We start from the raw sequence: 24,702 nt of genomic DNA on the forward strand, positions 1-24,702 counted from the left end.
GCGTTTGCATAAAATGTCTTATCTGAGTACCATTTAATAGTGAAGAAAGAACCCATCAACAAAGCATTTTGTATTGCTCCTTGGACGCATACATTTATCAGTCCTCAAAGTGAGCGGAGACTCTGTTGCGCGAGTAGAGAAGAGTTTAATTTTGCGAGACAATATCTAGATAGTAATTTCACTAATAAAGATTCTTTAAAAAACTATAATCCATTGAGCCTGAAAGATTACTGGAATGGTCCTTTTATAAAATCCATTCGAAAGAAAATGTTAAATGGAGAAGTTCCCGACGAGTGTAGTGTTTGCCATGAAAAAGAGCTAACTCTTTCTACTTACAGAGACTATTTTAACAAAGACCTATTTCCTCATTTAATCGAAGATGCCGTTAAAACCACCACAGAAGATGGTAGTACTTCCATGAAGCCAAGATCATATGATTATCGATTTGATAATACTTGTAACTTTAGCTGTAGAATGTGTGGTGATCAGTTATCATCACGCTGGGAAAAAGAAAAGATCGATAATAATTTATGGTCTCCAGAGTCTGATCCCTGGTTGATTTCAGAACTAAATCAAGAAATTAAAAATTTTCAAAGTAATGTTGTTACTGCTGAGTTTCAACAGGCTTTAAGAAATGAAGAAATAGAAGAAATCTACTGGGTCGGTGGCGAACCTTTACTTTGGGATATTCATTGGAAGAGTATGCAGTTCTTAGTGGATTCAAATTATGCTAAAAATACAATTATTAGATATAATACAAACCTCTCACTCATTTCTAAAGACGGTCTTAATTTATTTGATGATTTATTAATCCATTTTAAAAAAGTTATTCTACTTGTAAGTATTGATGGTGCTGAAGAGATTGGTGAATATATTAGAACAGGATTAAAATGGAATAGTTGGCTTAAAAATTTAAAAAAAGCAAAAGAGTTTTCTAACAAGAATTCTCAAATAGAACTTGCTCTTGACATCACTATCACACTGCCTGGGCTTTTTAGTCTCAAAAAAATGATTGATCTTAGCAATAACCTCAATATTCCGATTTACCCTAAACTCGTTTATGCTTTTGACCCAAGCATAATTCTCTCCCCTCTCGCTCTACCAAGAAGTATTCTAAATAGTATTTTAAATGATTTAATAAAGTATAACCTTTTAAATCTAACCGAATACTCTAAAAATCTTCTCGAGCTTCTTCTTGATCTAAGAAAAAGACAGACACATAAAGAGAAATATCCCGACACATATGAAGCAGGATTAAAAATAGGTAAGATAAAACACTTAAGGACTGAATCCATAAGAAACGATAATTTCACCCTTTCGGATATTCTAAAGAGAAACCAAGAAGCAAGAACATGGTGGGAATCTATATGAGTTGTACATTTTGTCCTCTGCCATGGGTTCACCTTAGTACTCACCCAATTGGGGAAGTAACACTTTGCTGTCTTGCAGATAGTACAAACTCAATCGGCAGTGCTCGAAGCAAAGATAAAACTCTTTCATTAAACTCAAATAGTATTGACTCCATTTTAAACTCTGACTCTTTTAAGAAAGTTCGCCTTGAAATGCTCTCAGGAAATAGACCTTCAGCTTGTATGGGTTGCTATAAAAATGAGGACCAAGGAACAAGTTCAAGAAGGCAAGAAGAAATTATTGAAGACTATTTCTCTTTTAAAGAGGCGAGAAAAATAACTAAAGAGGACGGCTCAATCCCTATTTCTCTAAAAAAAGTAGAGCTTAGACTTGGTAATAAATGTAATCTAAAATGTACAACTTGCAATCCTGCAAGCTCGTCATCTTGGACTCAGGAGTATAAAGAGATTTCGAAAAATACAGATATTCAAATTGGTGTTAACTATACTGGCTTAAGAGATGAAATGTTTAACTGGCCGGAAACACAAGAATTCTGGAGTGACCTTTCGAAATACTCAAAAGATATTAGCTTTATCAATATAAATGGTGGAGAACCAATGCTCTACTCTAAGCAAATTTCTTTTTTAAAATACCTTATTGATCATAATCTAAGTAAGAATATTACTCTTGAATATAATATAAATCTCTCTCTGATCTCTAAAGACATTACGGACTTATGGAAAGAATTTAAGAAGGTAATAGTAAAGTGTAGTATTGATGATGTCGAAGCTAGAAATAATTTTATTCGATACCCTCTCTCCTGGAAGAAAGTTCTTGATAACTTTGAAAAAATATTGAGACTAGATGTTGAAATAATTATTCTTCAAACTCTTAGTGTTTATAACTTCTTAACATTTGAAGAAGTATACAAGAAAATCGTTTTAATAAGGAAAGACATTTGCTATAGCATTAACGTAGTAACCGAACCATTCTTCCTTTCTCCACTTTCAATTCCACCAGAAGTGAGAAAAAGGAAAATTAAAGAAGTCTTCCCTCTCATTCCTTTCAAGAAACATCACCAACTTTCAAAGCTATTTTACAACGAAGAGCATGATCAAAAGAATTTAAGAATGTTTCAGAGATATAACTCAATTCTATTAAAAAATAGAAAAAACAATTTCGAGAAAGACTTCAAAGAGTTAAACGAAGTATTAGTGAATTATTTAAAATAGTTTTTAAGCAATTTCATTGTTGTAGTCGTAAAGTTTATATTTTCAAAATCTCTCTTAAAGAATTTATAATTCCTAACATTAGAAATATTTTTTTCAAACTCTTCTTTATCAAGCTCTATTATATAATTAGTTATTTTGTACTTTGTAATAGAAGATTTAAACTGAACTTTCCCTCTCAAATCTTTGACACTTAACTTTATTGGCGATGTAGGATATTGAGAAAGATTCTCATCACTGCTCTTTAAAATAAAAGTCGGAACTTCTATTTGACCACTTAGCCACTCCTTGCTTGTCTTGGTATACCCCAGAACTTTTCCTTTGCTTTTCACGACCACTCTCAAAAGGTCTAATTCATGTTTATCTATTTTCTTCGCTTCTATCTTTGGAATCTTATCAACAATGCCAAGTTTAAGAGATTGGCATGACTTCTTCATTGGACACAATAAGCACTCAGCCTTTCTCGATTGACATAAAACTCTTCCCAAATCCATAAAAGCTTCATTAAGCTCTCTACTATTTTTGTTAGTTAGCTCTTTTAAAATTTTCCCTTCATGAAATTGCTTATAAATTTCTTTTTGAAGTTTTGGGCCTTTTACAACTTCAATCGCAAACAGCCTAGCAATAACTCTTTCAAGATTTGCATCTACGGCCAAGGCTTTCTTACCTGCACCAATTCCAACAATAGCATTAGCAGTGTAGTCACCTATTCCCTTAATTTTTTTTAGTGTTTCAACATCTGTTGGGATCACTCCATCAAACTTTTCTTGAATTTCTTTTGCTGCGTTTAATAAGTTCCTTGCTCTTCTATAATACCCAAGGCCTTTCCAAGCAATACAAACTTCTTCTTCAGAACTTTTTGCTAGAGATTTCAATGTTGGATATTTTTTTAAGAATTTATCTATATGATTAACAACTGTCTGCACTGTTGTTTGTTGCAACATAATTTCAGAGACAAGAGTTAAATAGAGTGATCTATTCTCTCTCCAAGGTAAATGGGAGTGCTGGTCTTTAGACCAATAAAGTAATTTCTTATACATTAGATACTTTTACTAGAATTAGAGACTATTTACAATAGTTAGCAACGGCTTTATCCGTCATTTCATGAACGTCTTCCATAGTGTAGCGCTTTTGATCTCCTCCATAGATTGTTGAAGGAATTGAATCTAGATAGTCTTTTAATTCTAAAGAGAGTTCATCAATATCTGTAAATACATAGAGCTGCTTTACAGATGAATCATTAATCCACCTCATGAGTCTCTTTTGGTCATTTAATCCGTAATTCACACATGCCGAAGCGAGATCACCCATTTGCTTTATCGAAGTATCAAATAATTGAATATTCACTTTTTCTCCGCATCCTTCTCTAAACTTTCTTGCAATAATTCTTCTCTCACAATAGCTTGCATCTTTGTTATAATCTACAGTCCTCATACTTGAACTTGTATCTAACCAAACTTCAACTTCAGCTCGCGCTCCACTTTCCTTCTTTGCTTTCCCACAAAAAATGTCAAAGTAATTTCCTTTCTCACAATTAATCATATCAACATCTGTTGCATTAATTGTTCTATGCGGAGCAGGTTGCTCTTTAGCGATAGGTTTACTTTTCGATTGATCTTCTACAAATCCAATTTGTGGATTAAAACAACCGTCTCCCATAGGAACGCAGTCTAGTTCTCCACCTGTAATATTCTTTGCAGTCAATTTTGAAAATTTAATTTCTTCGTCTCCAATTTCATTAATAATTGAAACGGTTTCTGGAGAAATAAAAAAGAAGTGAACATGATCAGGAAGAGCGAATGACTTCACCGTAAAAAATAAGAATAGAAAAAATATTTTCTTCAAATGGTCATTCCTTTTTGTCTTAAGAACCTAAAGAGGTCATTACCTAAGTCAACAATTAAATCTCTTCCTTCAATATCTAAATTTAGAAAGTCACTCATATAAGCTTTTTGCCGCGGAGTTAGACTCTCTAACTTCTCTTTTATTGTAAGGTCACCGTCTCTTCTTCCTTCGAATTGAATACTTTGAGACTTTCCTCCTACTTTTATTTTTGCGGTCACACTTTGATTTGCAGTTCCTCCGCCTAGAGCATCTGCAAAAGTATCTTCAAAATTTTTCTCTCTCTCTGCCGGAGCGCTTACTGGTCCTTTAACATCAGTCATCGAAGGCTCTTCTCTCGAGTACTCGTCTTCAACCTCTTTATAAAATTTAACTAGTTTTATAAAGTGATCCGCATACTCCTCTTCGACAAAATCAATCATTTCATGAAGTGGGATATTTAATTTTGCAGTTATTTTTGCAACAAGTTGTGGATTAATATCTGAGGTTTTCTGCGCTAAAAATCTACTCATAGTAGAAACTCCAACATCAGTAATCTCGGCCAAATCTTTTTGCGATAAGGAACCACGTACTTGCATATACTTACGAACAACACCTAAGTACTCTGCAATTTTATCTTGATTGAAATTCGACATGTGTCTTCTCCAAGTTGCTGTTATCACAAAAAACAATATTAAATTATCCTTCGTGAGTGCCTGTAATCATTATCGGAATTGCAAAAAAATTCCTTAGTGCAATTTTTATTCTTGACGCAATTAGTCAAATGAATTAATATTTGATTGCACGGAGCAACTTAGTTGCACCAAAAACACAGACTCGGGAGTAGCCGACATGAAAACTCTAACTCAATTCTTTAATCCTTTTTTGAATGAGTGCCAAGTGGATGCTAAGTATGAAGTTATCGAGAATATGGTAATAAATACTAAAGAATTCAAAGGCTTGAGTATTTCAGGTTCTCTCTTCTCTCTCACTACCTTTAAGAATGTTACTTTCGAGTCCTGTGTTTTCTATGGATCAAAAATTGAAAATTGCAAGTTTGTAAATTGCAATTTCATAAATTGCGAGTTCAAATTTACTAACATTATGCACAGCAATTTTACAGGCACAAGGATAGAAAATTGCAAATGGGATTATTCTCCTATCAAGAAGACGCAATTTAATTTCTGCTACCTCTGTGCTGTAACCATGCACTTTAGCTCTTCAGAGAGCAATAACACCCATAGCTCATGTACGAGCAACTTCGATCTCTCATGGGATCAGGCACTTATGGCAGGGGAAGCCGCACTAAAGATAGAGCAAGGTCAGTCAGAGAACTTCACAAATCTGATTGAAAGCTTTCTCTTTGGAAAACAAGCTGCATAAAGTATTGAAATAACGAATATAGCTCAGATTGCCTCAAGGATATATTCGAAAGTCATATCTATAGACAGCGAGGCAACTTATCTAATTCAGAACTGGTAAAAGGATTTATCACCTGGACAACTCAAAATCCTACCTACTGATCTGGCACCTCCGGGTGCCAGAGCACATCCTCAGACGGTAGCGAAATGGGAGTTTTGCTATGAAAGAATTAATTGCATCATTAATACTATCTTTTTTAATTGCTGAGACAGCTCAAGGTGTAGTGACTAAGTATAAGCACGAGATTTTGCCCAACCTTACCATTGGCCAGCATCTAGGAAATCTTGAAAGTGACCTAGAATAATTGGCTAAGATACTTGCAACTATCTGAAAATATATATAATACGTCGAATTCATACAAATTTAGCGTTAAACAGAAAGTCTCTATAAGTAAATGAAATTTATACAATTTTCAATTTTTTATAAGAAATTCGTATATCCATCTTAAAATACTTTCATAGCACGTAAACGGAGGCTCAAGTTGATGGAGAATTTTGAATTAGAAGAAGAACTTTATAACCAGTACCGCGATGAATTGCAATTGGCCTACAAGAGCTGCATGCAACTAGGACAATTCTTTGCTGGTGAATTTAACGACCATATTAACTCTATATGGATTTCGGCAAAAGACGATGGAATGATCGAGGCTGATTTTCAAGACATAATTGATGAAGTAGCCAATCAGCATGTGGACTCAATAATTTACCCTTTCCCAACAATTGTAAACCTTGCAGCATAGAACGATTCATGTGGGCTAGCTTTTTCTATAAAAGCAGCCCACTGACTCTCTATTTCTTCTAGACGAGTTTAAGACCATATAACCAACTTCAACAGCATTTCTAAGACCTATAAGACTGTCTTTAAGTTCAGCATTCTTATAAAATCTTTCAATTTCATCATAGAGTTCACTGAACATTGCATCGGCTCTCTTCAATCGATGAGATGTACGAGTAAGTCCAACATAATTCCACATCGTTTGCTTTAGAGTGAGCCAATCCTGAGAAATCAAAGCATTGTCCGCCTCTAAATTTCCCTTTCTCCAATCTTGAATTTTATGAGCATCATAGAGAGAAGCTGAACCTATTTTTTCGATTATATTTTCTGCTGCAATATAGCCCCAAGTAAGCCCTTCTAGTAGTGAAGTTGATGCCAACCGGTTTGCGCCATGAAGTCCCGTACAAGCAACTTCCCCAACGGCATAGAGCCCCTTTAGATTTGTTTGCCCTTTTAGATTCGTTTTTACTCCGCCGCATGTATAGTGAGCGGCAGGAACAACAGGAATCGGCTCAGTAGTAATATCAACATTTTTTTCAAGGCAGTGCTCATAAATAGTTGGAAATCTTTCTTTAAGCCAAGTGCTATCTTTATGAGAAATATCCAAATAAACACAATCATGTCTTGTCTCAATAATTTCATCTGCTATCGCTCTAGAGACAACATCACGAGGAGCAAGCTCTCTATCTGGATGATACTTTTCCATAAAGGCCACACCATTTGAGTTAATGAGCTTTCCACCTTCCCCTCTAATGGCTTCCGAAATTAAAAATCTTCGATGAGATGAACTATCAAAGAAAGTCGTAGGATGAAATTGAATAAATTCCATATTTGTTAGAATTGCTCCGGCCCTCTTTGCCATCGCATGCCCATCCCCTCTTGCTCCCTCGGAGTTTGAGTGGTGAAGATAGAGTCCGCCAATTCCACCTGTCGCTAAAATAGTAAACTTAGAAATCACTTTTGCGACTTCTTTTGTCTCCTGATTGAGAGCATAGACACCTACGACATAATTATCTTCATAGCGCTGCTGTATACTTACACCGTGGTGAACAGGTGTTAAGAGGTCAATGGCCGTATGTTTTGTAAGTAGATGAACATTTGGAAATCTACTTTTATTATTTAAATAATTTAAAAGAGAAACTTGAATCTCTTTTCCAGTGTAATCACCTTGATATAGAATTCGATCTCTTGAGTGAGCCGCCTCTCTTGTAAAAAGAAGTTCTCCATTTTCATCTTTTGCAAAATTTGTCTTAGACTTATTGATTAGAATTTCTTCCAATATTTTTCCCGAGCGCTCTTTTAAGATACTTGCGGCATTCATATTTGCAGTAAAAGAAGATGCTCTTTCAATATCTCCTAAGAGATCACTATCACTTTCATGAGGATAGATTATTCCTCCCTGAGCATAGAGAGTATTTGAAACCTTGGGATCTTCATCTCTTGTGAGAATTCCCACCTTCATTCCTGTTTCTGCAAGCTTCGCCGCAGAGGTTAATCCAGAGATACCACAACCAATAACAAGAACATCAAATTCGTAAACTGACATCTATGACCTTTTGTACTTGAGAGATAAGTCAACTGCTGGAGCAGCGTATGTCATGGCCCCAATACTAATGGCATCGACACCTGCAATAAGATAATCTTGAATAGTATCTATTCTAATTCCACCTGAAACTTCAAATGTAGTTCCACTTGGCTTCATCGTAACAGCTTCTTTAATATCGCTTGGAGAAAAATTATCAAGCATAAAATGTTTAACTCCAAGTTCAAAGCCCGCTTGGAGCTCAACTAAATCATGAATCTCAACTTCAATAGGAGTATAGAATCCATTCATTGATCTAAAGAAATCTACCGCCTCTTTTACGCCACCAAAGAATGATTTATGATTGTCTTTAACCATCCACATATCACTTTGACCTAAGCGGTGATTATAACCGCCACCAACTCTTACAGCATACTTTTCAAGACCTCTTAACCCTGGCGTTGTTTTTCTTGTATCTAAAATTTTTATCTCACTATCTTTAGCAAGCTCTACAAACTTAGCAGTAAATGTTGCAATTGAACTTGCTCTTTGAAGAAGATTTAAAGCGATTCGCTCTCCTGTTAAGGCGAGAGAGAAAGGAAGATCGAAATGAATTTCAGCTTTCTCTGATTTCTTATAATTCATCCCTTCAAATTTAGAGAACTCTTCTGTACTTAAATTTGCGCCTAGATAATTAAATGCTCCAAAGAAGTATGGAAGTCCCGCTAAAACTAAGTCGTCTTTAATTTTTAAAGAACAAGAAACTCTGTCATTAGGTAAGCTTGCAATATAGGAATGATTCCGAGAGATATCATCTTCTAAAAAGAAATGTTCGAAGTCTTTTTCAAGTGATTTTTCAATTAATATACTACTCATATTGGCTCCCATAGTAAGTACATATCCCCTCAGAAACAATAAGTTAAGTCCTTAAAAACCCTTCCCCCAACATTTGACATAGCTCTTCCTTCAATAAAGTAAAATCAGACAGTTACAAGAGGTAATAATGATTAATTACTGCTTAAAGACAATAATGTTCCAATGGCGCTTCCCTTTTATTCTTATAACAAGCTTAGTACTCTTATCCATTAATATTGGTAATAAGAAGGCTCCTTTTAAAGTCACTCGCTCCTCATCTTTTATAGAAGAGCACCTAAAGAGAATGAAGGAAGTTCAAGATAGAGAAGACTTCGCTTTATCGAGGGCCTTTATTTTGGGTGACAAGAGAAGCTTAACTAAAGATCTAAAAACAAGTTTTTCAAAATTACATATTAACCATCTCTTCACACCAAGCGGAATTCACTTTAGCTCCTTCTTTATACTCTTTCTTCCCCTTATAAAAAATCTTCGAAAAAAAGAGAAAAGAAAACTAGCCTTTGGTGTTGAGTTGATATTGTGCTTACTACCTTTTGGTCTTAATCAGTTCTATTCGCTTAAGAGAATTTCAACTTTACGAATAACAGGTATGCTTTTTAGAAAGCTTAAATATAAAATTGATTTCTTCTATATTTTCCTTCTCAGTTTTTTTTTTGATTTTATTTTTGGAACTTATACTCAAAATCCTATGAGTTACACCTTTAGCTTTCTCTTTCTGGGTAGTCTTCTCTCCAATATAAAATTTTCTTCACTTGCTTTCTCTTTCTTCTCAGCAAATTTACTTTTAACTCTTTTCTTCCCCATTAAAGTTTCCTTAATTGGATTCTTCTTAGGTTTTTTACTTACTTCTCTATTCTCTTTAATATTCCCTTTCCTCTTCATATTCTACTGGATCAGCTCCTTAACTTATCTCAATCTATGTTTTCCATTACTTAAAGTTTTTAAACTTCTCACATTTTATTCTTATACTTTATCTAAATATTCTATAGATTTTGAAATTGATATTATAGGACTAGTCTTTCTTTTAATTTATTCAAATACAAGAAAGATACGCTATCTCGCTCTAGCAATTTCTCTTTCAAGTTCAAGAGTTTACAATATTCCTCAAAATAGAATTAAAATAAAAAACAAAAATGATGAGGTAGTAAAAATGAACTGGAGTATAAAGAAAGATAGAGAGAAGGCAAAAACAACGAATATCACTTGTAGTAGACTTATTCTCTCAGCAGGACATCGCCTGGAATGTAGAAAGAAAAAAATAAGAGAGTAATTACCAAGGAGGATTTTTGCCAATAATTTCCTTAATCCAATACATCGAATTGTAACTTGAAGATTCATTGCCAGTTTCTAGATATATTTCTTTAATTCCTTTCTCATAGTATTCTTTGGCCTTCTCCTCTCCTCTACAATCATTAGATAAATGACTATCTAAATAGAGAACAACATACCCTTCGAGCTCAGGTAATTGTGCCTCAAAGTCCTCACAGCTTTCAAAACATAAGAACTTCCTTTCCTTATTCTTTGCTGCTTCTGCCCAAGTAAATCTTATCAATTCATCATCATCAATCAATACTTCTTGAACTTGCATTTTTGGAAGGCTAATTGAAATTTCAGTCCCTTCACCTTTTATAGAACTTACAAATATACTACCACCCCAGTTTAGTATCTTCTCCTTAGCATGAGAAAGACCTAACCCTGTTCCACTTTTCTTTCCTTTAGTAAAATTCTTCTCTAGAACTTTATCTAAATCAGTACTATCTATGCCTACTCCATTATCAGATATACATATATAAATATATTGTGAATCCGAATCAAACTTCACTTCTATAACTCCTCGATTTAAAGGCAATGCTTCAACAGAGTTATTAATAAGGTTTGATAAAACTCTTTTTAGGTCAACCTGAGAAAAACACCCCCATTCTTTAGTGCTTTTTTCACAGTAATTAAAGTTAATTTCGAGACCACTTTTTTCAATATATTCTAACCTCTTTTCTTCAATAGCTTCAGAAAGAAGTGTAAAGAAATTAAATTCTTCTCCTTCGCTTACTGTAATATCTAGTGATGCTCTTGTCTTTTGCTGCATATTATCGGCAATGCTTCGAATCCGATTTAATGCTGTTTTAATTAAATTAAGCCTAGGCTTCTCTATTTCATCTAAATTATTAATCGCCATATCCAGAGCGGCAAGTGGTGAGCGGATATCATGGGCAACTTGTTGAGCGACCTCAACAATAACCTTATCCTCCACATTTCTTACGATTTCATCTTGGTAACTCTGTAACTGTTTCAAGAGCTCATTTCGGTTCTTAAACAATGAGTTAAGCTCCGTAATATTAATAACTCTATTATTATAGAAATCATCTTCTTTAACTTCTGTATACCTAACAATTTCAGATAAAGACCTCGTCATTTTCTCAAGAGGCCTAATGACGACTTTTTTTAGATAATTATTCAAAATAATCGCTACAGTAAAAAAGCAAATTGTTAAAAAGAGTAGCAACATTAGCACTCTGCTCAGAATACTCTCTTCTTTCTTATACCCAAGAACGACTTCCGCTGCCCTCTCTTCCTTTTTCGTATCGAAGTAGAGATTCTTCTTAATTAAATTCCCCCCCGATAACTCTGATCCATTCCGACAAACGACAAGGTTTTCTTCTGTTAAAATTTGAATATAGCTAACGGTGTTTTGATCAAAGAATTGATTACACTTTTTTTCGACTGAAGCATATTGTCCCATAATTATATCTTGAGAAACAAGAGACGAAAAAAGAGAAAGATTTTCGGTATAAAGTTTATTAAAATTCTCATTATTCATCTTATCAAATGAAACATAGAGATAAACGCTCATCACTACCAAGAACAAGATATTCAAAATAAGTAAAGGTATTGATATCGCTTTAGATAGAGATAAATCAATTTTCATCAATTACATCTCCTAAACTTGGAATAAATTTATAACTAAATCTAGAAAGCTTTCTCTTAGATTTCATCACAATGATTGGCTTTATAGAAAAAGCTTGAATTATTTTATTCTCACTCTCAAAACTAGAAAATGACTCGGAATACCCCTTCAATCTATCAACAACATTATTCGAGTTTCTATGTTTAGAAAGAGAATCCATTAGGTTAGATGTATTACAATTTAAAAATTTATAACGGTTACTTTCCTCAAGTATACTTAAGAAACCATCAGGATCAGGAAAGACGCCTACAGATGCCCCCGAAATGAGATGATACTTGCGCTCTTGCAGGTTCTTTACATAGTCTTTTCCTTCTATCAGAATAATATCAAATTTTATTTGATATTCTGACAGATTTTTTTTGAGCCTTTCAATTACTTTCACTGGAAAGTGCTCCACTCTTAGGATTATTCTTATTTTCTTATCAATCTTTACTTTTTCAACACTCTTCTCCAGGCTCGTTAAATAATAGGGCCTTGGCATAATTCCGTTTGGAAGAAATGTTGTCTGAGAGGAGATTAAACTAGTGTCCTCAACTTTTTTAAAAGATTCTTGAAATATCTTCTTCAAAAAAGTTCTCTGTTTTAATGCTAATGAAAATTCATCAGCACAGTTAAAATAAAGATGATTAATCGCAAGACCATTTAAAGATATAACGGAATAACCATGATCCCTAAGTAGATTCACTTCTTTTTCCGAAATCCCCATGGCCACATCATAACCTAAAAGATTTTTTCCCTTAGATATCGCGATTTCTTTATCTTTTGAAACAATACTAAGTTTATCGTTATTGAACTTTAACACTACATTTCGTGCAAACTTCCCTGGAACTGTTCCATCTTTCAAGAAAGTATAATCTGTCTTACTCGTTATCTTGGGGATGATTCCAAACGTAGGTAATGACAGTACATAAAGAAAAGGAGCGTAGGGCTTCTTTAAATTAAAAGTAATAGAATAATCGTCATTTACTTGTACTAGCTCTCCGTAGTTTTGTTTACTTAAATCTTTCCCCTCCAATCTAAAGGCGTTCATTAAGTAGCTCTTAATTGAGCTCTTATTAGATTTATCAAAATATTGTTTAAAGGAATATTCAATATCATGTGCTGTAATATGATAACCTTGGTAAACTACATCTTTTTTTAATTGAAAGGTATACTTCCGACCATCTTTTGATATAGTCCATCTTTTTGCAATATCTCCTCGGAGAAGTCCTTTGTTATCTACTGAAACTAAATTTCGAAATAGATACTTAGAAATAAAGTAATGATAATAATACCATTGCTTAGTTGGTAGTAAATTCTTAGGCATAATGGGCATAGAAATTTCGTACTTCTTCTGAGCGAAAGTTTGAAGGCTAAGAAAAATAAGAACTAACACAAGGCTAACTTTCAAGAACTCTCCTATAGTTTTCAACTAAGGACATTCCCGCAGCCGTCAACTGTAAATGATCAAAAGTATCGAGCGTATCTTTAAGTAATTCTTTTTCATTTTCTAAATCGTAAGAAAAGTCTTCAACGTGCTTTATCAATCTATACATAACATGTGCAGAATGAAGCCTTGCTATTGGAGGTCTCTCTTTTCTTTGAAAAGGTGCGTATTTTAAAGTCCCATCACTCTCCTCACGAACAAGTCGATCTTCCAAATTTAGAATGAATAGTTCTTGGTGTGCTATTTCATGAACAATGGACTTTATAACATCAGAGCGTTTCTCACATTCATCGTAATTTAAATAGAGGCAAAACAACGTGTGAGGATGAGATGCACCTCTAAAGTTTGGAGCCTTTACAAAACAGAACCTCAGATGCTTTTTAAGATCAATTCCAAATTCCCCAGACTCTTCAACCTCAGAAATAATTGATTCGAGATCAAATCTTTTTAAATCCCCATGAAAAGGATTTAATTTTTCGCTAACAATTGAGATTCGTTTTTTCCAAAACTCTCTAAATTCTACTGAAACATTTTTGTTAACGATCCTTTGCTTATAGAAGTCATTCACACCTATTAGTTCTTGGTGAGATAAGTTTGAGTAATAAAGAAGAGTCAAATATCCAATCGGTGCACTAGCAAGGAAATCGATACTAAAGTTATCTATTAAGGCCTTCGCATATGACGAACGTACTTGTTCAAATTTATCCCCAAAGGTCCAATTACTTAAGTCAAAATTCATTCGGCTCTCAATTCTTTAGAAATTATATCGCTCTCTAGTGATCGAAACTGCTTAGCGTAGCTAGGCTCCTTTTTTAAAAGAAATTCTTCTGTTAAATCCTTCATCCATTGTGAAACAGGAATAATTCTACTTTTGTCTTCTATTGTTTTTAATAGTGTTAAGTCCAACTCGTACTTCCCCCACTTTCCAAAAGGTGGGAGAGCAATTCCTCTTTCAATAAATAATTCTTTATTGATCTTATATATTTCTGTTTTTTTCTTAAAATTATCATCCAAATAAGAGATAAATTTCTTATTAGTTAAGACTTCATCCTGAGAATAATTCACTACCAATTCACTAGTTTTTATATAATTTAAAATTAGATCCATATAGAAGTTTACAAGATTAGAGGCATACACAAGATGATAAGTATTCTCTCCTACGTCTGGAAGTAAAACACCTTTCGAATCAAACACTCTTTCGAAAAAGTAATTCGTTCTCTTTAAGGGGTCATTCTTTCCAACAATAACATTAGGCCTAACGATTAACTTATATTGAAAGTCACTCTCTATTAAAGCTCTTTCACAGTCAGCCTTTCCTTGGATATAGTCCCACTCTCGATCTTGAAACATCGGATTCTTTTCATATTTAGTAAACACATCAACATCAGACTCAGTAAAATCATTTTCTTTTAAATCTCTTACAAGATGGTAAATTGCTGATGAGCTAGTGAAAACATACTTCAAATTAACTCGATGCCTAAGTGCAGAAATAATATTTTCGATCATTTTTTCATTAACCGACACATTATCCACAATTACATCAAATTCTAGATTCTCTAGCTTCCTCAAGTCGTCAGGATTTAAAATATCTCCCCTAACTGTATTTAAGTTTTCATGGGAGAAATTATCTCGCGGACCAGTTCTATTAAAAGTTATAACTTTATGACCCAAATCAAGTAGTTTAACTACAACTTCTCTTCCGACGAATGAATTACCTCCAAAGATTAGAACTTTAGTCATTTTACAATCCTATTTGTGATTGAAAATAATATCCGAATAATTCATTGAAAGATTCCTACCTTGAATAAGAATTTCAATTCTCGCCTCAGAAATTCCTTCCTCTCTCAATCGATTTAAATTTTCCTCAGAGAGTCTAAAATTTCCAGACAATATTTCAATACGAGAATCTGATAAACCCGCGTCTCTTAAATGGTTTAAATTGATAGACCTACCGTTATCTATCAATATTTCAACTCGCGACTCAGAAAGAGCTTCAGCTCTTAGAAGATCTAAATTCAAGTGATTCCTTGACTCCAACAATATTTCAACTCTAGCTTCAGAAAAACCAGCTTCAGATAGGTTTTCCAAATTTATATTTCTTTGATCTCCAGATAAAATTTCCACTCTTGATTCAGAGAATACCTCATCCTTCATTATTTCAAGATCAATTTTTTCCACTTCATCAGATATTAAAATTTCAATTTTCGCTGCTTGAAAATCTCTTGAAAAGTACAGGTCTAGATTTAGTTTTCCACTATTTTTCTCTATCACCTTGTCTATTTTCTTATTATCTAAGTCTCCAATACTTAAATTTCCAGACTCTAATAAATGAAAAATATGAGGCCTAAGAGAAAAGAAACTTCTTTGATATTTTTGGGATAGTTTAAATGCAATAATATCTGCCTTTATTCTTATAAGTTCAGCATGTTCTTGCTCGCTTATACTCATGTCATAATAAGCCGTACCACTATTTATTTCTGCGATAGCTGCAGGTGACATATTCATTAATAAAATTAAAGATAAAATCTCTTTCTTCATATCCTCTCCAAAGTTATTTCTTTAACTTCTATATGTGTAAATTCTTTAATTTTAAAGTGGATTGAAAAAATTCTATTTAACTTGAATAACGTTTGCACGCAATTTCAACAGGTTACACAAGAAAGGATTATAAAAGATTATGGATAGAGGAGTTCTTGATAATCCCTCTATCCATAAAAAAGCATTAATAATTTAGTAACTTTTTAAGTTCATCATACACATCGTCAACTTGTGGAAGAATATAATCTTCAGAAGTTGGGCAATAGGCAACGTAAGAATCTTTCGCTGCAACTCTTAGAATTGGAGCATCAAGAGACTCAAAACATTCTTCGTTAACTCTTGCTGCAATTTCCCCAGCAAAACCTGACGTCTTAGTTTCTTCGTGACAAATGAGTAATCTATTTGTTTTAGCGATAGAGTTTTTAACGGCCTCCATATCAAATGGAACGAGTGTTCTAGCATCTAAAATTTCAATCTTTACTCCAAGCTCAGCTTCCACTTTCTTTGCCGCTTCAATAGACTTTTGAACTAAGGCACCCCAAGCAACAATCGTTGCATCTGCACCTTCTCTCGCGACACGAGCTTTTCCAAATGGAATCATATACTCTTCGCCTACATCAGCAGTTCTATTGTAACCTTGATAGTAAAGGTGCTTATGCTCTAAGAACATCACTGGATCATCAGCTCTGATTGCCGTTCTTAAAAGACCTGCTGCATCTGCCGCATTTGAAGGGAAGGCCACACAGATTCCAGGAATATGTGTAAAGAGAGACTCACCACATTGCGAGTGATAAATTGATCCTCCTCTTAGGTATCCACCAATTGGAACTCTTACAACCATAGGTGATTTGAAGTCTCCTCCAGATCTATATCTTGTTGTCGCCATCTCATTTTTGAGTTGCATATAGGCCGTCCAGATATAATCAAAGAATTGAATCTCCACTACTGGCTTAATTCCTCTCATTGCCATACCAATAGCGCGACCAATGATATTTGCTTCTGCAAGCGGTGAATTGAAAACTTGTCCTTCTTTAGAAGCTCTTTGAACTCCTGAAGAAACTTTGAAAACTCCACCCTTTCCTGAAAGTTCTGGGTTATCTAATTTTTCTAATTGAGAAAAGTCTGCAACGTCTTCACCGAACATTCTTAGAAGTGGGTTCTTAGAAAACTCTCTCTTTAAAACACTATTAATGGCTCCCGCCATTGGAACATCATCTTTTCCTTCAAGTGTTGGCTCAGTATCAAATTCGCTTGAAGAGATATCTACGTCTTCAGAGAAAATATGCTTTAGAGCATCTTCTGGCTTAGGCCACTCTGTTGCAATGGCTTCATTCATTGCCTGTCTAACTTCTTTTGAAACTTCTTCTAATAAAGCTTTCACTTCATCTTGGCTCATGATTCCAGACTCGATTAGAGTTTTAGGATATGAATTGAAAACATCGAGAACTTTTTCTTCTGCTAGCTCTTCTTTAGTTCTATACATTGATTGATCATCAGAGAGAGAGTGAGAATAAGGTCTTGTCACATGAGAGTGTACAAGTACTGGCCCTTTCTTTGATCTGATGTGTTTAACGGCCTCAACAAATGTTGCGTAAGACTCTATTGGGCAATTACCATCACACTCTAAAACTTTTAGTCCTGGAAATTGCTCCATTGCTTTAGAGATTGATCCTCCAGGTGTTTGAATAAAAGTTGGAGTTGAAATTGCGTAACCATTATCTTCAACGTGAAAGAGAACAGGAAGCTTATTTACGCTTGCAGTTGTTAGTCCTTCCCAGAACTCTCCTTGAGATGTTGTTCCGTCACCGCAAGATGTGTAAACAACTTCATCATCATGAAAGTCTTGTCCGCCAACATCAGCGCCAGTAGCTTCTAAAGAGTTTAAATACTCTCCTGCTTCTGCAACACCGCACGCCTGAAGGAATTGAGTTCCAGTGCATGAAGATTTATTCACAATATTTAATTTTACATTTCCCCAGTGAGCCGGCATTTGACGACCGTGTGAAGCCGTGTCCCCAATATTACCATTGGCCTGACAAAGCATTTCGTAAGGAGTTACTCCAAGTCCAGTACAAAGAGCTCTGTCTCTATAGTAAGGAATGAACCAGTCATACTTCGGTTTCATTGCAAAAGCTGCAGCTGTTAAGACACCTTCATGTCCCGCTCCTGAAATCTGGAAGAATGCTTTTGATTGCTTCTTCATTGTAATTTCAGCGTCATCTAACTTTCTAGAAACGTAAACATTTCTAAGCATCGCTATAAGATCTTCTTTCTTAAGTTTATATTTCTTTGCTAGTTTTAACTTTTCTTCTGCACTAAGTTTCTTAAGTTTTTTAGAACTCATTTCATTCAGTCCTTTTGTTTTATCGAGCATGAAAACTCCTCTTCGGCGCTAGGCGACGTAAATGTAAAAAATCTCTAGCAGACTACCTAAAGGTGGGCCAAATGTCTAAAATGACACGATAGGAAAATGTTAAGATATTGATTTTAGAATAATTAAAGACCGTAACTGAAGCTTAGAGCAAATCTTCTATCCTCTTCGCCTCTAAATTCATTAGAAGTTGTATCAACTGCGTACGTTGTGAGATCAAATTCTAGTCTCTGAGATTTAATTCCAAGTCCTGCAGAACCCCATCCATCACCGTAACCAAATCTGACAAAGAACTTTCTCCCAATATCAAATTCAGCACCAAGAGTGAGTTTCCTATTGGTAGAAATCCCCTCATACTCAGCTGAGATGTCCTTGTAATTTGCTTCAAGATGAAGTCTAACAATTTTTCCAATTTGTGGAGTTAAAGAAAAACCTACGTCCATTGAATTTAAAACATCGGTAGGCGCACCATTAGTACTACCCTCTGAAAATTTTTGGTCGAAGGCATTGTTCATTTTTAAAGCAAACGTTGGAAGGAAAGTAATCGGAAGAGTTAACTTTGCACCGGCCACAACAATAACTGCTGCCCCTTTCTTTATCTCATCTGGATTTTCATTGTACTCAACATTGGCGTCACTCTCACCTACAACTTCTTTTCTATTTAAATAGGTTGCCGAGCCACCAAACTTAACCACACCACCAAAGAGAGAAATATTTAAAGCTGCGTAAGGACCATGATCTCTTCTATCTGCGTATTCAAAAGTAGCGCCTGCCTCTTGCCCGATAGTTGCTCTCGTTCTCTTAGAGACAAGATAACCAAGACTAAAATATCTAGTTGTAAAATTTGGTAGGAAATTAAATCGCTGATGAGAAATTGTTCCTTTATTCTTTAAGAGACTCTTTCTCTGCCCCTCTAAACTAAAGGCATCCATTGCCTCTGGAAAGACATCTAGAACACTTCCCTTTGTAGAATTATCCAGCCATCCCTTATTAAGTTCTAGGTGAAAATTACTTAAGTGAAAGTGAGTCTTTCTAACGGTACCAAGTCCTGCAGGATTATAATAAACAGCACTAGCATCATCTGCTTTAGCAACGTAAGCATTCCCCATGGCCAATGCACGAGCAGAGGTCGCAAGCTCAGGAAAGACAGCATCTTCAAAATCGATAGCAAAACTCAGCGAAGGTATCGAAGAGAGTGCGAAAGTAAGAATAAGTGTTTTAAGCCCAAGGCCCTTTAAACAATTCATCAGGTAATTTTAGCATTTTTAGGTGTGAGATCGAACAGGGCAAGATAGTTCGCCGAGCCGAACATTCTCTTTAAAAACAATACCTTAAGCTACTTCCTAAATGCTTCGAATAGAGTTTTAAACGGTGACAACATCATTGAGTGAGGCGCGTAACAATTCATCCAACACTTTTGACAATTTCCAAGATAAGGATCCATTCGGGCTGGTATATTATTCTTATCAAGTAATTTGTTAAAGAAATCAATTTCTTTAATATTAGAGTAGCTATCTAAATACATACAAGGGCCAACTTCACCATATGGTGAAATATGAATAGAGGAGAGCCCTGCTGAACAAGGAATTAAATTTCTCTTTTGTCCTTCTTGAACAAATTTTAAAGCAAGTCGAATGTAAAGCTTTTCCCAGAAGTCTCCAAGAGAGAAAACTTGATACCTTTTAAGAATTGTTCTCAAAGAAGACAAAAGCTTCCTACTATCAATTACATTTTCTGTATTATAGATTCCTCCACTATTTACAAAAGTGACGGCTTTAATAGAATCGCTATATCTTTCATATTCATCTCTAATAAATTCATAATTTTCATCACTGATTGTAATTCCAAAGTGTGTATTGAATTTCTTAGTCTTTAAAAGATTAAATGTATCAAATGCCTTTCTATAATTTCCAGAAACACCTCTGACTTTATCGTGAATTTTTTCATCACCATCTAAACTTATTGTAATAAAGTGATCTATTCCATAGCTTCGAATTATCTCGGCAATTTTAAGAACTCGATTAGGGAGTAAGCCATTTGTTGTAAAGGCAATCATTTTTAAATTTTTGCAATACTTATCAGCAAGTCTAATTAATTCCTCGACATTATTATCAAGAGTTAACTCACCTCCACTCAAAGAGAGCCAGTATAAGTTTTTTCCATAATTTTTAAAAAGGTTTTCATAATGCTTTATTTGAATTTCTTTTTCTTTGAGGGATTTATTCTTATTAATTTTCCAAATATGGCAACTATCGCATTTAGAATTACAGTCGTTAGTTGTCTGGATAAGAATTTTATATGGAACAATTAAATCAACTCTACCTAATAGAAAGAAGATTCTATGCTTAATATTAATGAGAACAATAGAAATGATGGTTGTTAACTTCATTTTCCATTCTTTTGTAGTTTTAGTGAGAATATTGTTTTTACTATTTTAAACCCGTCAAAGATAGAAATTTTCTTTCCTTCTCTCTTTGTTCTTGGATAATAATCAATTGGAACCTCAAGAATACAAATCGACCCTTGAATAAGTTTAATTGTTACCTCCACACAAAAAGAAAACCCTTTAGAACTTAATGTTAGTCTATCTAAACACGACCTCTTAAATACTTTATGACCTGTATTTATATCCTGAACAGATTTTCCAAAGAGTAACCAAACAAGCTGGGATGTTGTAAATTTTGCAATTAGAGAAACGGGTAAAAAACTTTCAACATTTATACGTCTACCATAGACTACGCTCGTCTCATTCTTAACTATTGGTTCAATTAATCTTGGAATATTAGTCGTTGGGTATTCTAAATCTGCATCCTGAATTAGAATGATCTCCCCTGAAGAAATTCTTAATCCAGATTGAATAGCATCAGCCTTTCCAAGGTTTTCTCCATGAGTGACTAACTTTACAGAAGGAAATTTCTTTACAATTTTTTGGCTTTCATCAGTTGAAGCATCATCAATGACAATTATTTCATAATTGCCTTGAAGTTGAACTAAATGTCCCAACAATGTCCCAATAGTAGCACTTTCGTTATACATAGGAATTATAATTGTTACTAATGGGTCATTAACCACGTTAAGTCCTAAATTAAAGTTTTAAAGAAAGCATAGAAACTATATGACAATCTTAATTAAAACAAAAATATTATTATTTCTGCAATCTTCGACCTTTTACAAAGTCCTTATACATATTTGCAAACGCGACCTCTAACATTGTCTGAGGTGTATCTTTCACAACATTCGTCACTAAATTAAAAAATCTTATTGGCCTAAACAAGTATTGCAAAGAGTAGAAGAATGCCATTCCTCCAAGGCTTAAAAAAGGAATCATGTAATCAGAAACCTCATTATTCCAAGACTTATTATTAAAAGGTTTTGTATAAATCAAATTAGACATGAACTCATAGTAATTCTCATCTCTCTTGATTATTCCTTTCTCAAGTAACTCATCAAATAGCTCACTACCAGGATATGGTGTAAATCCAAAGCAAGGCACATCATGAATTCCCACTAATGCCATTCTAAAGATAAAGATAAAATTATAAACTCTATCCATAAACTTTTCTTCAGGAAATCCAAATATAATATTGGCCTTTACAATAAGTCCTACTTTTACTGCATTTTTCATTGAGGCTAACATCTTCTTTAAATTAACCTTCTTTTTAACAAGCTTACTCATTCTAAGAGAACCAGTCTCAGGAGCATAAGTAATCTTGGTACACCCACTTCTCTTTAGTAAGTCAAGTACTTCAAAAGTTAAAGCTTCCGATCTTGTCCCAGAAGGTAAGGACCATGTTAGATTGATTTCTTGCCGGATCATTTCTTTACAGAAATCAATCGACCATTGCCTATTAATGATTGCAGTAAGATCATAGAAATCAATATGATTTATATTATAGAGATCTTTATACATTTTTATTTCTTCAATTACTTCATAGTAATCTCTCGCCACCCAACGGGTCGTCCACATTTTTGCACTTGAACAAAAAGTACATTGATAGGGGCATCCCCTAGATAGGAGCATTGGCATTGTCCTCTTACCAATCATAGACATTCCAAGTAATCGATCATGAAAAGTGTCTATCTCTAATCCATCCCATTTTGGAAGAGGTATGCTTTCTAAATTTTTCACCCTATAGTCACCATCATTTGTAATTATGGCTTCAGACTTATGATCAAAGAATGTAATCCCGGGAGCACTATATAAATGGTCAGGATTTTCACTGTAAATATTTAAAAGGTTTGCTAGTTTTTGCTCACCCTCTCCTAGAATACAAAGAGAAACTTCTTTCTTATATGTTGTTAATATATATTCATGATCCGCTGTAACATGCTCACCACCTAGGACAATGACGAGGTTTGGGAACTTTTCTCTTATCATTTTTACAAGTTCAATAGTATTAATCCAATCACTAGAAAACATGCAAGAGATTCCGAGAATATCTGTCTCAGAAGAAATAAGACTTAAGGTCTGCTCATTTGGCATACCATTAATTAAAAGATTAGTATCTTTAATAGGCGTAAATGTATCTATTCCTTTAGCAAAGGAGTCTATGCAAGTCACATTATGTCCAAGCTTATCAACAGTGCCGGCCAAGTAGGCAAGGCCCAGCGATGGTGTTCCCTGATTACCGAACACTGAACTTTTTGGGATCACATAAGGTGCTCTAATGAGCGTTACATTTAGTTTATTCATAGATATTCAGATTACTTATCCTCTTTGTAGTATCCATAATAGAAAATGTAATTATCTAAAACATCATCAAACTCAGGATTACTTTTCAATAGATTCTTCTTAATTATATCATAGTAAATTTTCCGCCTATTTATGATATCTTGCCTCAATTCCTCATCTTGAGCGGCCCTCATTCTAAACTCGAGAGAGTCATTTATATAATTATAAAAATAGACTTCGCCACTATTTCCAATTACAACACTCTCCTTTAGATCTTTATTACTTTCAAAGTACTTCTTTGTGTTTTCCCCTGAATTGCTATAGCTCAAACCACAAAAGACCAACAAAAGTATCCCTGTATAGACCTGAAAGAAAAAGAAGAGCCTTTTTTTAAAAAAATTAAACAAAAGAAATATTACAAAGCTCCACACTACAATAAAGCTAAAGTTGTAATTAGCAATTTTCATATTGAATAAAACTGTATCAATAATCTTTTCAAATTCGGCATAGCTTTTGACAATCTTCTGTGTTGCATATTGATAATGATTTATTCTAGTCACAGCAACATAATTTGAGAGAGAGAATAGATGTAAGACAATGAAGCTGACACTAACAAATACTTTGATCCACTTATTCTTTATTGCTTTATAAAAATAGAAGAATCCAATTAACAGTAAAGGAAGAACAGTTAATACTAAACGACCAGAGAATTGATCATTTACAACATTACCTACTATAAATACTGTCTGTGTAAATCCCGCTCCGAGCCACCCGAGGAGCGTAATAAGAATAAATTTGTCATATTTTCTTTGAAATAGTCTAAAGATAAATATCAGGACAAAAACTAGTGAGGGAAGATAAGCTGGGTTAGAAGTAAACAACCCTCCAATTGAAAAACCTCCAAAGAAGAAAGTGCTAAAAAAATTTCGGAAAGAAAAATCAATAAAGGTACTCGCCGATCCCCCCAGTAACTCTATGCCTCCAAATTGATCATACATATTGATATAATACGTTCCTCCCATCAATAAAGTAGTTAGAACAAAGACTACTTTTGCCTGAAAAGACTTATTCCTTATGAAAATATAATAAGCTCCCATTATAAATGGAAAGAAATAGATAGACTTTGAAATTAGTAGAACCCCACAACATATACTAAAACAAAGAGAGTCTTTAAAAGATGAAACCTCTTTTTTCAGTAACACTATAAACAATAAATAAGCTGTCATAGGAAAAGAAAAAATTTCACTCACGCTTAAGTAGCAGATTGAAAAAAACATAAAAACAGTTGAAGTAAAGAAAATCAAAAAGGGTTTTAAAAAATGCTCTTCGTGAAATCCTTTCAGTATCTGTATACAGAAATAAAATCCATAATAAAGGCAAAATAAACTTAATGTAATTGATGCCAACAAAAACTCTTCTTCAAATTTATTTTTAAATAAGAACGTTTCTAAATACCGAAGCCCTACAAGAGCTGGTGTTTGAACTTCTGTGTGTTGTGTTGGATGAAAGTATTCTTTTGTAACCAGCCAGCTAAATGTTTTATCAACTTGATTAATAACATTATAGTCAGAATCCTTAATTATGGAATTTGCCTTAGCAATATATAGGCCATCCTCAAAAAAGGAATCCCCAAAACTTGTAATCGTAATGACATAGAAAATTGCTAAAAATAATGGATAGAGCTTAAAGAAGCCGCCCCCACTGATGGCAATTTTCATAATATCTGACTTTAGTAATTTCAT

General features: G+C 34.2%; 22 protein-coding genes. 6 read left to right on the plus strand and 16 right to left on the minus strand.

Annotation, left to right across the window (positions count from 1 at the left end):
- Positions 1–39: 39 nt before the first annotated feature.
- Positions 40–1,371, plus strand: a complete 1,332-nt coding sequence (locus CES88_RS13845; RefSeq protein WP_290735531.1) for a twitch domain-containing radical SAM protein — start codon at positions 40–42, stop codon at positions 1,369–1,371.
- The gene (locus tag CES88_RS13850; protein WP_290735533.1) at positions 1,368–2,582 is read left to right on the plus strand and encodes a twitch domain-containing radical SAM protein; all 1,215 of its coding nucleotides are present in this window, start codon (positions 1,368–1,370) and stop codon (positions 2,580–2,582) included. Before CES88_RS13845 ends, CES88_RS13850 begins: the two co-directional genes overlap by 4 nt.
- Here the strand turns inward: CES88_RS13850 and CES88_RS13855 are convergent.
- The 3 genes from CES88_RS13855 to CES88_RS13865 are packed head-to-tail and all read right to left on the minus strand — an operon-like array spanning position 2,570 to position 5,056.
- Positions 2,570–3,619: a hypothetical protein gene (locus tag CES88_RS13855; RefSeq protein WP_290735536.1), complete on the minus strand. Its 1,050-nt coding sequence runs from the start codon at positions 3,617–3,619 to the stop codon at positions 2,570–2,572. The two genes, CES88_RS13850 and CES88_RS13855, sit on opposite strands and share 13 nt — an antisense overlap.
- Positions 3,620–3,644: 25 nt before the next feature.
- Complete coding sequence (locus tag CES88_RS13860) at positions 3,645–4,424, minus strand: hypothetical protein (protein WP_290735538.1); 780 nt, start codon at positions 4,422–4,424, stop codon at positions 3,645–3,647.
- Positions 4,421–5,056, minus strand: coding sequence for a helix-turn-helix transcriptional regulator (locus CES88_RS13865; RefSeq protein WP_290735541.1), 636 nt, complete (start codon positions 5,054–5,056; stop codon positions 4,421–4,423). Before CES88_RS13865 ends, CES88_RS13860 begins: the two co-directional genes overlap by 4 nt.
- 196 nt (positions 5,057–5,252) lie before the next feature.
- On the opposite strand from CES88_RS13865, the gene CES88_RS13870 reads away from it, so the two are divergent.
- The 3 genes from CES88_RS13870 to CES88_RS13880 all read left to right on the plus strand — a co-directional run bounded on the left by CES88_RS13870 (position 5,253) and on the right by CES88_RS13880 (position 6,561).
- Positions 5,253–5,783, plus strand: coding sequence for a pentapeptide repeat-containing protein (locus tag CES88_RS13870; protein ID WP_290735542.1), 531 nt, complete (start codon positions 5,253–5,255; stop codon positions 5,781–5,783).
- A 199-nt stretch (positions 5,784–5,982) separates the two neighbouring features.
- Positions 5,983–6,126, plus strand: a complete 144-nt coding sequence (locus tag CES88_RS13875) for a hypothetical protein (RefSeq protein ID WP_290735545.1) — start codon at positions 5,983–5,985, stop codon at positions 6,124–6,126.
- Between the two features lie 180 nt (positions 6,127–6,306).
- Positions 6,307–6,561, plus strand: a complete 255-nt coding sequence (locus tag CES88_RS13880) for a hypothetical protein (protein WP_290735547.1) — start codon at positions 6,307–6,309, stop codon at positions 6,559–6,561.
- A 15-nt stretch (positions 6,562–6,576) separates the two neighbouring features.
- On the opposite strand, the gene CES88_RS13885 is transcribed toward CES88_RS13880, so the two are convergent.
- Together CES88_RS13885 and nadC are read right to left on the minus strand one after the other, a co-directional pair.
- Positions 6,577–8,142 carry an FAD-dependent oxidoreductase gene (locus tag CES88_RS13885; RefSeq protein ID WP_290735550.1) on the minus strand — a complete coding sequence of 522 codons (1,566 nt, stop codon included), beginning with the start codon at positions 8,140–8,142 and terminating at the stop codon, positions 6,577–6,579.
- The gene (nadC, locus tag CES88_RS13890) at positions 8,143–8,994 is read right to left on the minus strand and encodes a carboxylating nicotinate-nucleotide diphosphorylase (RefSeq protein WP_290735552.1); all 852 of its coding nucleotides are present in this window, start codon (positions 8,992–8,994) and stop codon (positions 8,143–8,145) included. It abuts the gene before it with no gap.
- Positions 8,995–9,121: 127 nt separating this feature from the next.
- Here nadC and CES88_RS13895 point away from each other — a divergent pair, with 127 nt between their 5' ends.
- On the plus strand, positions 9,122–10,261 hold the full coding sequence (locus tag CES88_RS13895; RefSeq protein ID WP_290735555.1) for a hypothetical protein: 1,140 nt from the start codon (positions 9,122–9,124) through the stop codon (positions 10,259–10,261).
- Here the strand turns inward: CES88_RS13895 and CES88_RS13900 are convergent, their stop codons facing one another.
- The 11 genes from CES88_RS13900 to CES88_RS13950 form a co-directional block, all read right to left on the minus strand.
- On the minus strand, positions 10,262–11,914 hold the full coding sequence (locus CES88_RS13900; RefSeq protein ID WP_290735558.1) for a HAMP domain-containing sensor histidine kinase: 1,653 nt from the start codon (positions 11,912–11,914) through the stop codon (positions 10,262–10,264).
- A complete protein-coding gene (locus tag CES88_RS13905; protein ID WP_290735561.1) occupies positions 11,904–13,343 on the minus strand; it encodes an ABC transporter substrate-binding protein in 1,440 nt (479 codons plus the stop codon). The genes CES88_RS13900 and CES88_RS13905 overlap by 11 nt, the downstream gene beginning before the upstream one ends.
- A complete protein-coding gene (locus tag CES88_RS13910) occupies positions 13,333–14,118 on the minus strand; it encodes an HEXXH motif-containing putative peptide modification protein (protein ID WP_290735563.1) in 786 nt (261 codons plus the stop codon). The genes CES88_RS13905 and CES88_RS13910 overlap by 11 nt, the downstream gene beginning before the upstream one ends.
- Positions 14,115–15,119 (minus strand): NAD-dependent epimerase/dehydratase family protein, encoded by a 1,005-nt coding sequence (locus tag CES88_RS13915; protein WP_290735566.1) that lies wholly within the window; start codon positions 15,117–15,119, stop codon positions 14,115–14,117. The genes CES88_RS13910 and CES88_RS13915 overlap by 4 nt, the downstream gene beginning before the upstream one ends.
- A gap of 9 nt (positions 15,120–15,128) precedes the next feature.
- A complete protein-coding gene (locus CES88_RS13920) occupies positions 15,129–15,917 on the minus strand; it encodes a hypothetical protein (RefSeq protein ID WP_290735569.1) in 789 nt (262 codons plus the stop codon).
- 184 nt (positions 15,918–16,101) lie between these two features.
- The gene (locus CES88_RS13925) at positions 16,102–18,291 is read right to left on the minus strand and encodes a thiamine pyrophosphate-dependent enzyme (protein ID WP_290735572.1); all 2,190 of its coding nucleotides are present in this window, start codon (positions 18,289–18,291) and stop codon (positions 16,102–16,104) included.
- 122 nt (positions 18,292–18,413) lie between these two features.
- Complete coding sequence (locus CES88_RS13930; RefSeq protein WP_290735575.1) at positions 18,414–19,535, minus strand: hypothetical protein; 1,122 nt, start codon at positions 19,533–19,535, stop codon at positions 18,414–18,416.
- Between the two features lie 89 nt (positions 19,536–19,624).
- On the minus strand, positions 19,625–20,677 hold the full coding sequence (locus tag CES88_RS13935) for a radical SAM protein (RefSeq protein ID WP_290735578.1): 1,053 nt from the start codon (positions 20,675–20,677) through the stop codon (positions 19,625–19,627).
- A complete protein-coding gene (locus CES88_RS13940; RefSeq protein ID WP_290735580.1) occupies positions 20,674–21,360 on the minus strand; it encodes a glycosyltransferase family 2 protein in 687 nt (228 codons plus the stop codon). Before CES88_RS13940 ends, CES88_RS13935 begins: the two co-directional genes overlap by 4 nt.
- Before the next feature lie 73 nt (positions 21,361–21,433).
- Positions 21,434–22,981, minus strand: a complete 1,548-nt coding sequence (locus CES88_RS13945; protein ID WP_290735583.1) for a radical SAM protein — start codon at positions 22,979–22,981, stop codon at positions 21,434–21,436.
- A gap of 11 nt (positions 22,982–22,992) precedes the next feature.
- Entirely contained in the window at positions 22,993–24,702 is a 1,710-nt protein-coding gene (locus CES88_RS13950) for a hypothetical protein (protein WP_290735586.1), read from the minus strand.

The organism is Halobacteriovorax sp. JY17, assembly GCF_002753895.1.
Classification (GTDB): Bacteria; Bdellovibrionota; Bacteriovoracia; order Bacteriovoracales; family Bacteriovoracaceae; genus Halobacteriovorax.

Excerpts from the sequence above, each read along its gene's own strand:
- CES88_RS13850 (WP_290735533.1), top strand. The coding sequence starts at position 1,368 with ATGAGTTGTACATTTTGTCCTCTGCCATGGGTTCACCTTAGTACTCAC.
- CES88_RS13855 (WP_290735536.1), bottom strand. The coding sequence starts at position 3,619 with ATGTATAAGAAATTACTTTATTGGTCTAAAGACCAGCACTCCCATTTA.
- CES88_RS13865 (WP_290735541.1), bottom strand. The coding sequence starts at position 5,056 with ATGTCGAATTTCAATCAAGATAAAATTGCAGAGTACTTAGGTGTTGTT.
- CES88_RS13870 (WP_290735542.1), top strand. The coding sequence starts at position 5,253 with ATGAAAACTCTAACTCAATTCTTTAATCCTTTTTTGAATGAGTGCCAA.
- CES88_RS13875 (WP_290735545.1), top strand. The coding sequence starts at position 5,983 with ATGAAAGAATTAATTGCATCATTAATACTATCTTTTTTAATTGCTGAG.
- CES88_RS13880 (WP_290735547.1), top strand. The coding sequence starts at position 6,307 with ATGGAGAATTTTGAATTAGAAGAAGAACTTTATAACCAGTACCGCGAT.
- CES88_RS13885 (WP_290735550.1), bottom strand. The coding sequence starts at position 8,142 with ATGTCAGTTTACGAATTTGATGTTCTTGTTATTGGTTGTGGTATCTCT.
- nadC (WP_290735552.1), bottom strand. The coding sequence starts at position 8,994 with ATGAGTAGTATATTAATTGAAAAATCACTTGAAAAAGACTTCGAACAT.
- CES88_RS13895 (WP_290735555.1), top strand. The coding sequence starts at position 9,122 with ATGATTAATTACTGCTTAAAGACAATAATGTTCCAATGGCGCTTCCCT.
- CES88_RS13900 (WP_290735558.1), bottom strand. The coding sequence starts at position 11,914 with ATGAAAATTGATTTATCTCTATCTAAAGCGATATCAATACCTTTACTT.
- CES88_RS13910 (WP_290735563.1), bottom strand. The coding sequence starts at position 14,118 with ATGAATTTTGACTTAAGTAATTGGACCTTTGGGGATAAATTTGAACAA.
- CES88_RS13915 (WP_290735566.1), bottom strand. The coding sequence starts at position 15,119 with ATGACTAAAGTTCTAATCTTTGGAGGTAATTCATTCGTCGGAAGAGAA.
- CES88_RS13920 (WP_290735569.1), bottom strand. The coding sequence starts at position 15,917 with ATGAAGAAAGAGATTTTATCTTTAATTTTATTAATGAATATGTCACCT.
- CES88_RS13925 (WP_290735572.1), bottom strand. The coding sequence starts at position 18,291 with ATGCTCGATAAAACAAAAGGACTGAATGAAATGAGTTCTAAAAAACTT.
- CES88_RS13930 (WP_290735575.1), bottom strand. The coding sequence starts at position 19,535 with ATGAATTGTTTAAAGGGCCTTGGGCTTAAAACACTTATTCTTACTTTC.
- CES88_RS13935 (WP_290735578.1), bottom strand. The coding sequence starts at position 20,677 with ATGAAGTTAACAACCATCATTTCTATTGTTCTCATTAATATTAAGCAT.
- CES88_RS13945 (WP_290735583.1), bottom strand. The coding sequence starts at position 22,981 with ATGAATAAACTAAATGTAACGCTCATTAGAGCACCTTATGTGATCCCA.
- CES88_RS13950 (WP_290735586.1), bottom strand. The coding sequence starts at position 24,702 with ATGAAATTACTAAAGTCAGATATTATGAAAATTGCCATCAGTGGGGGC.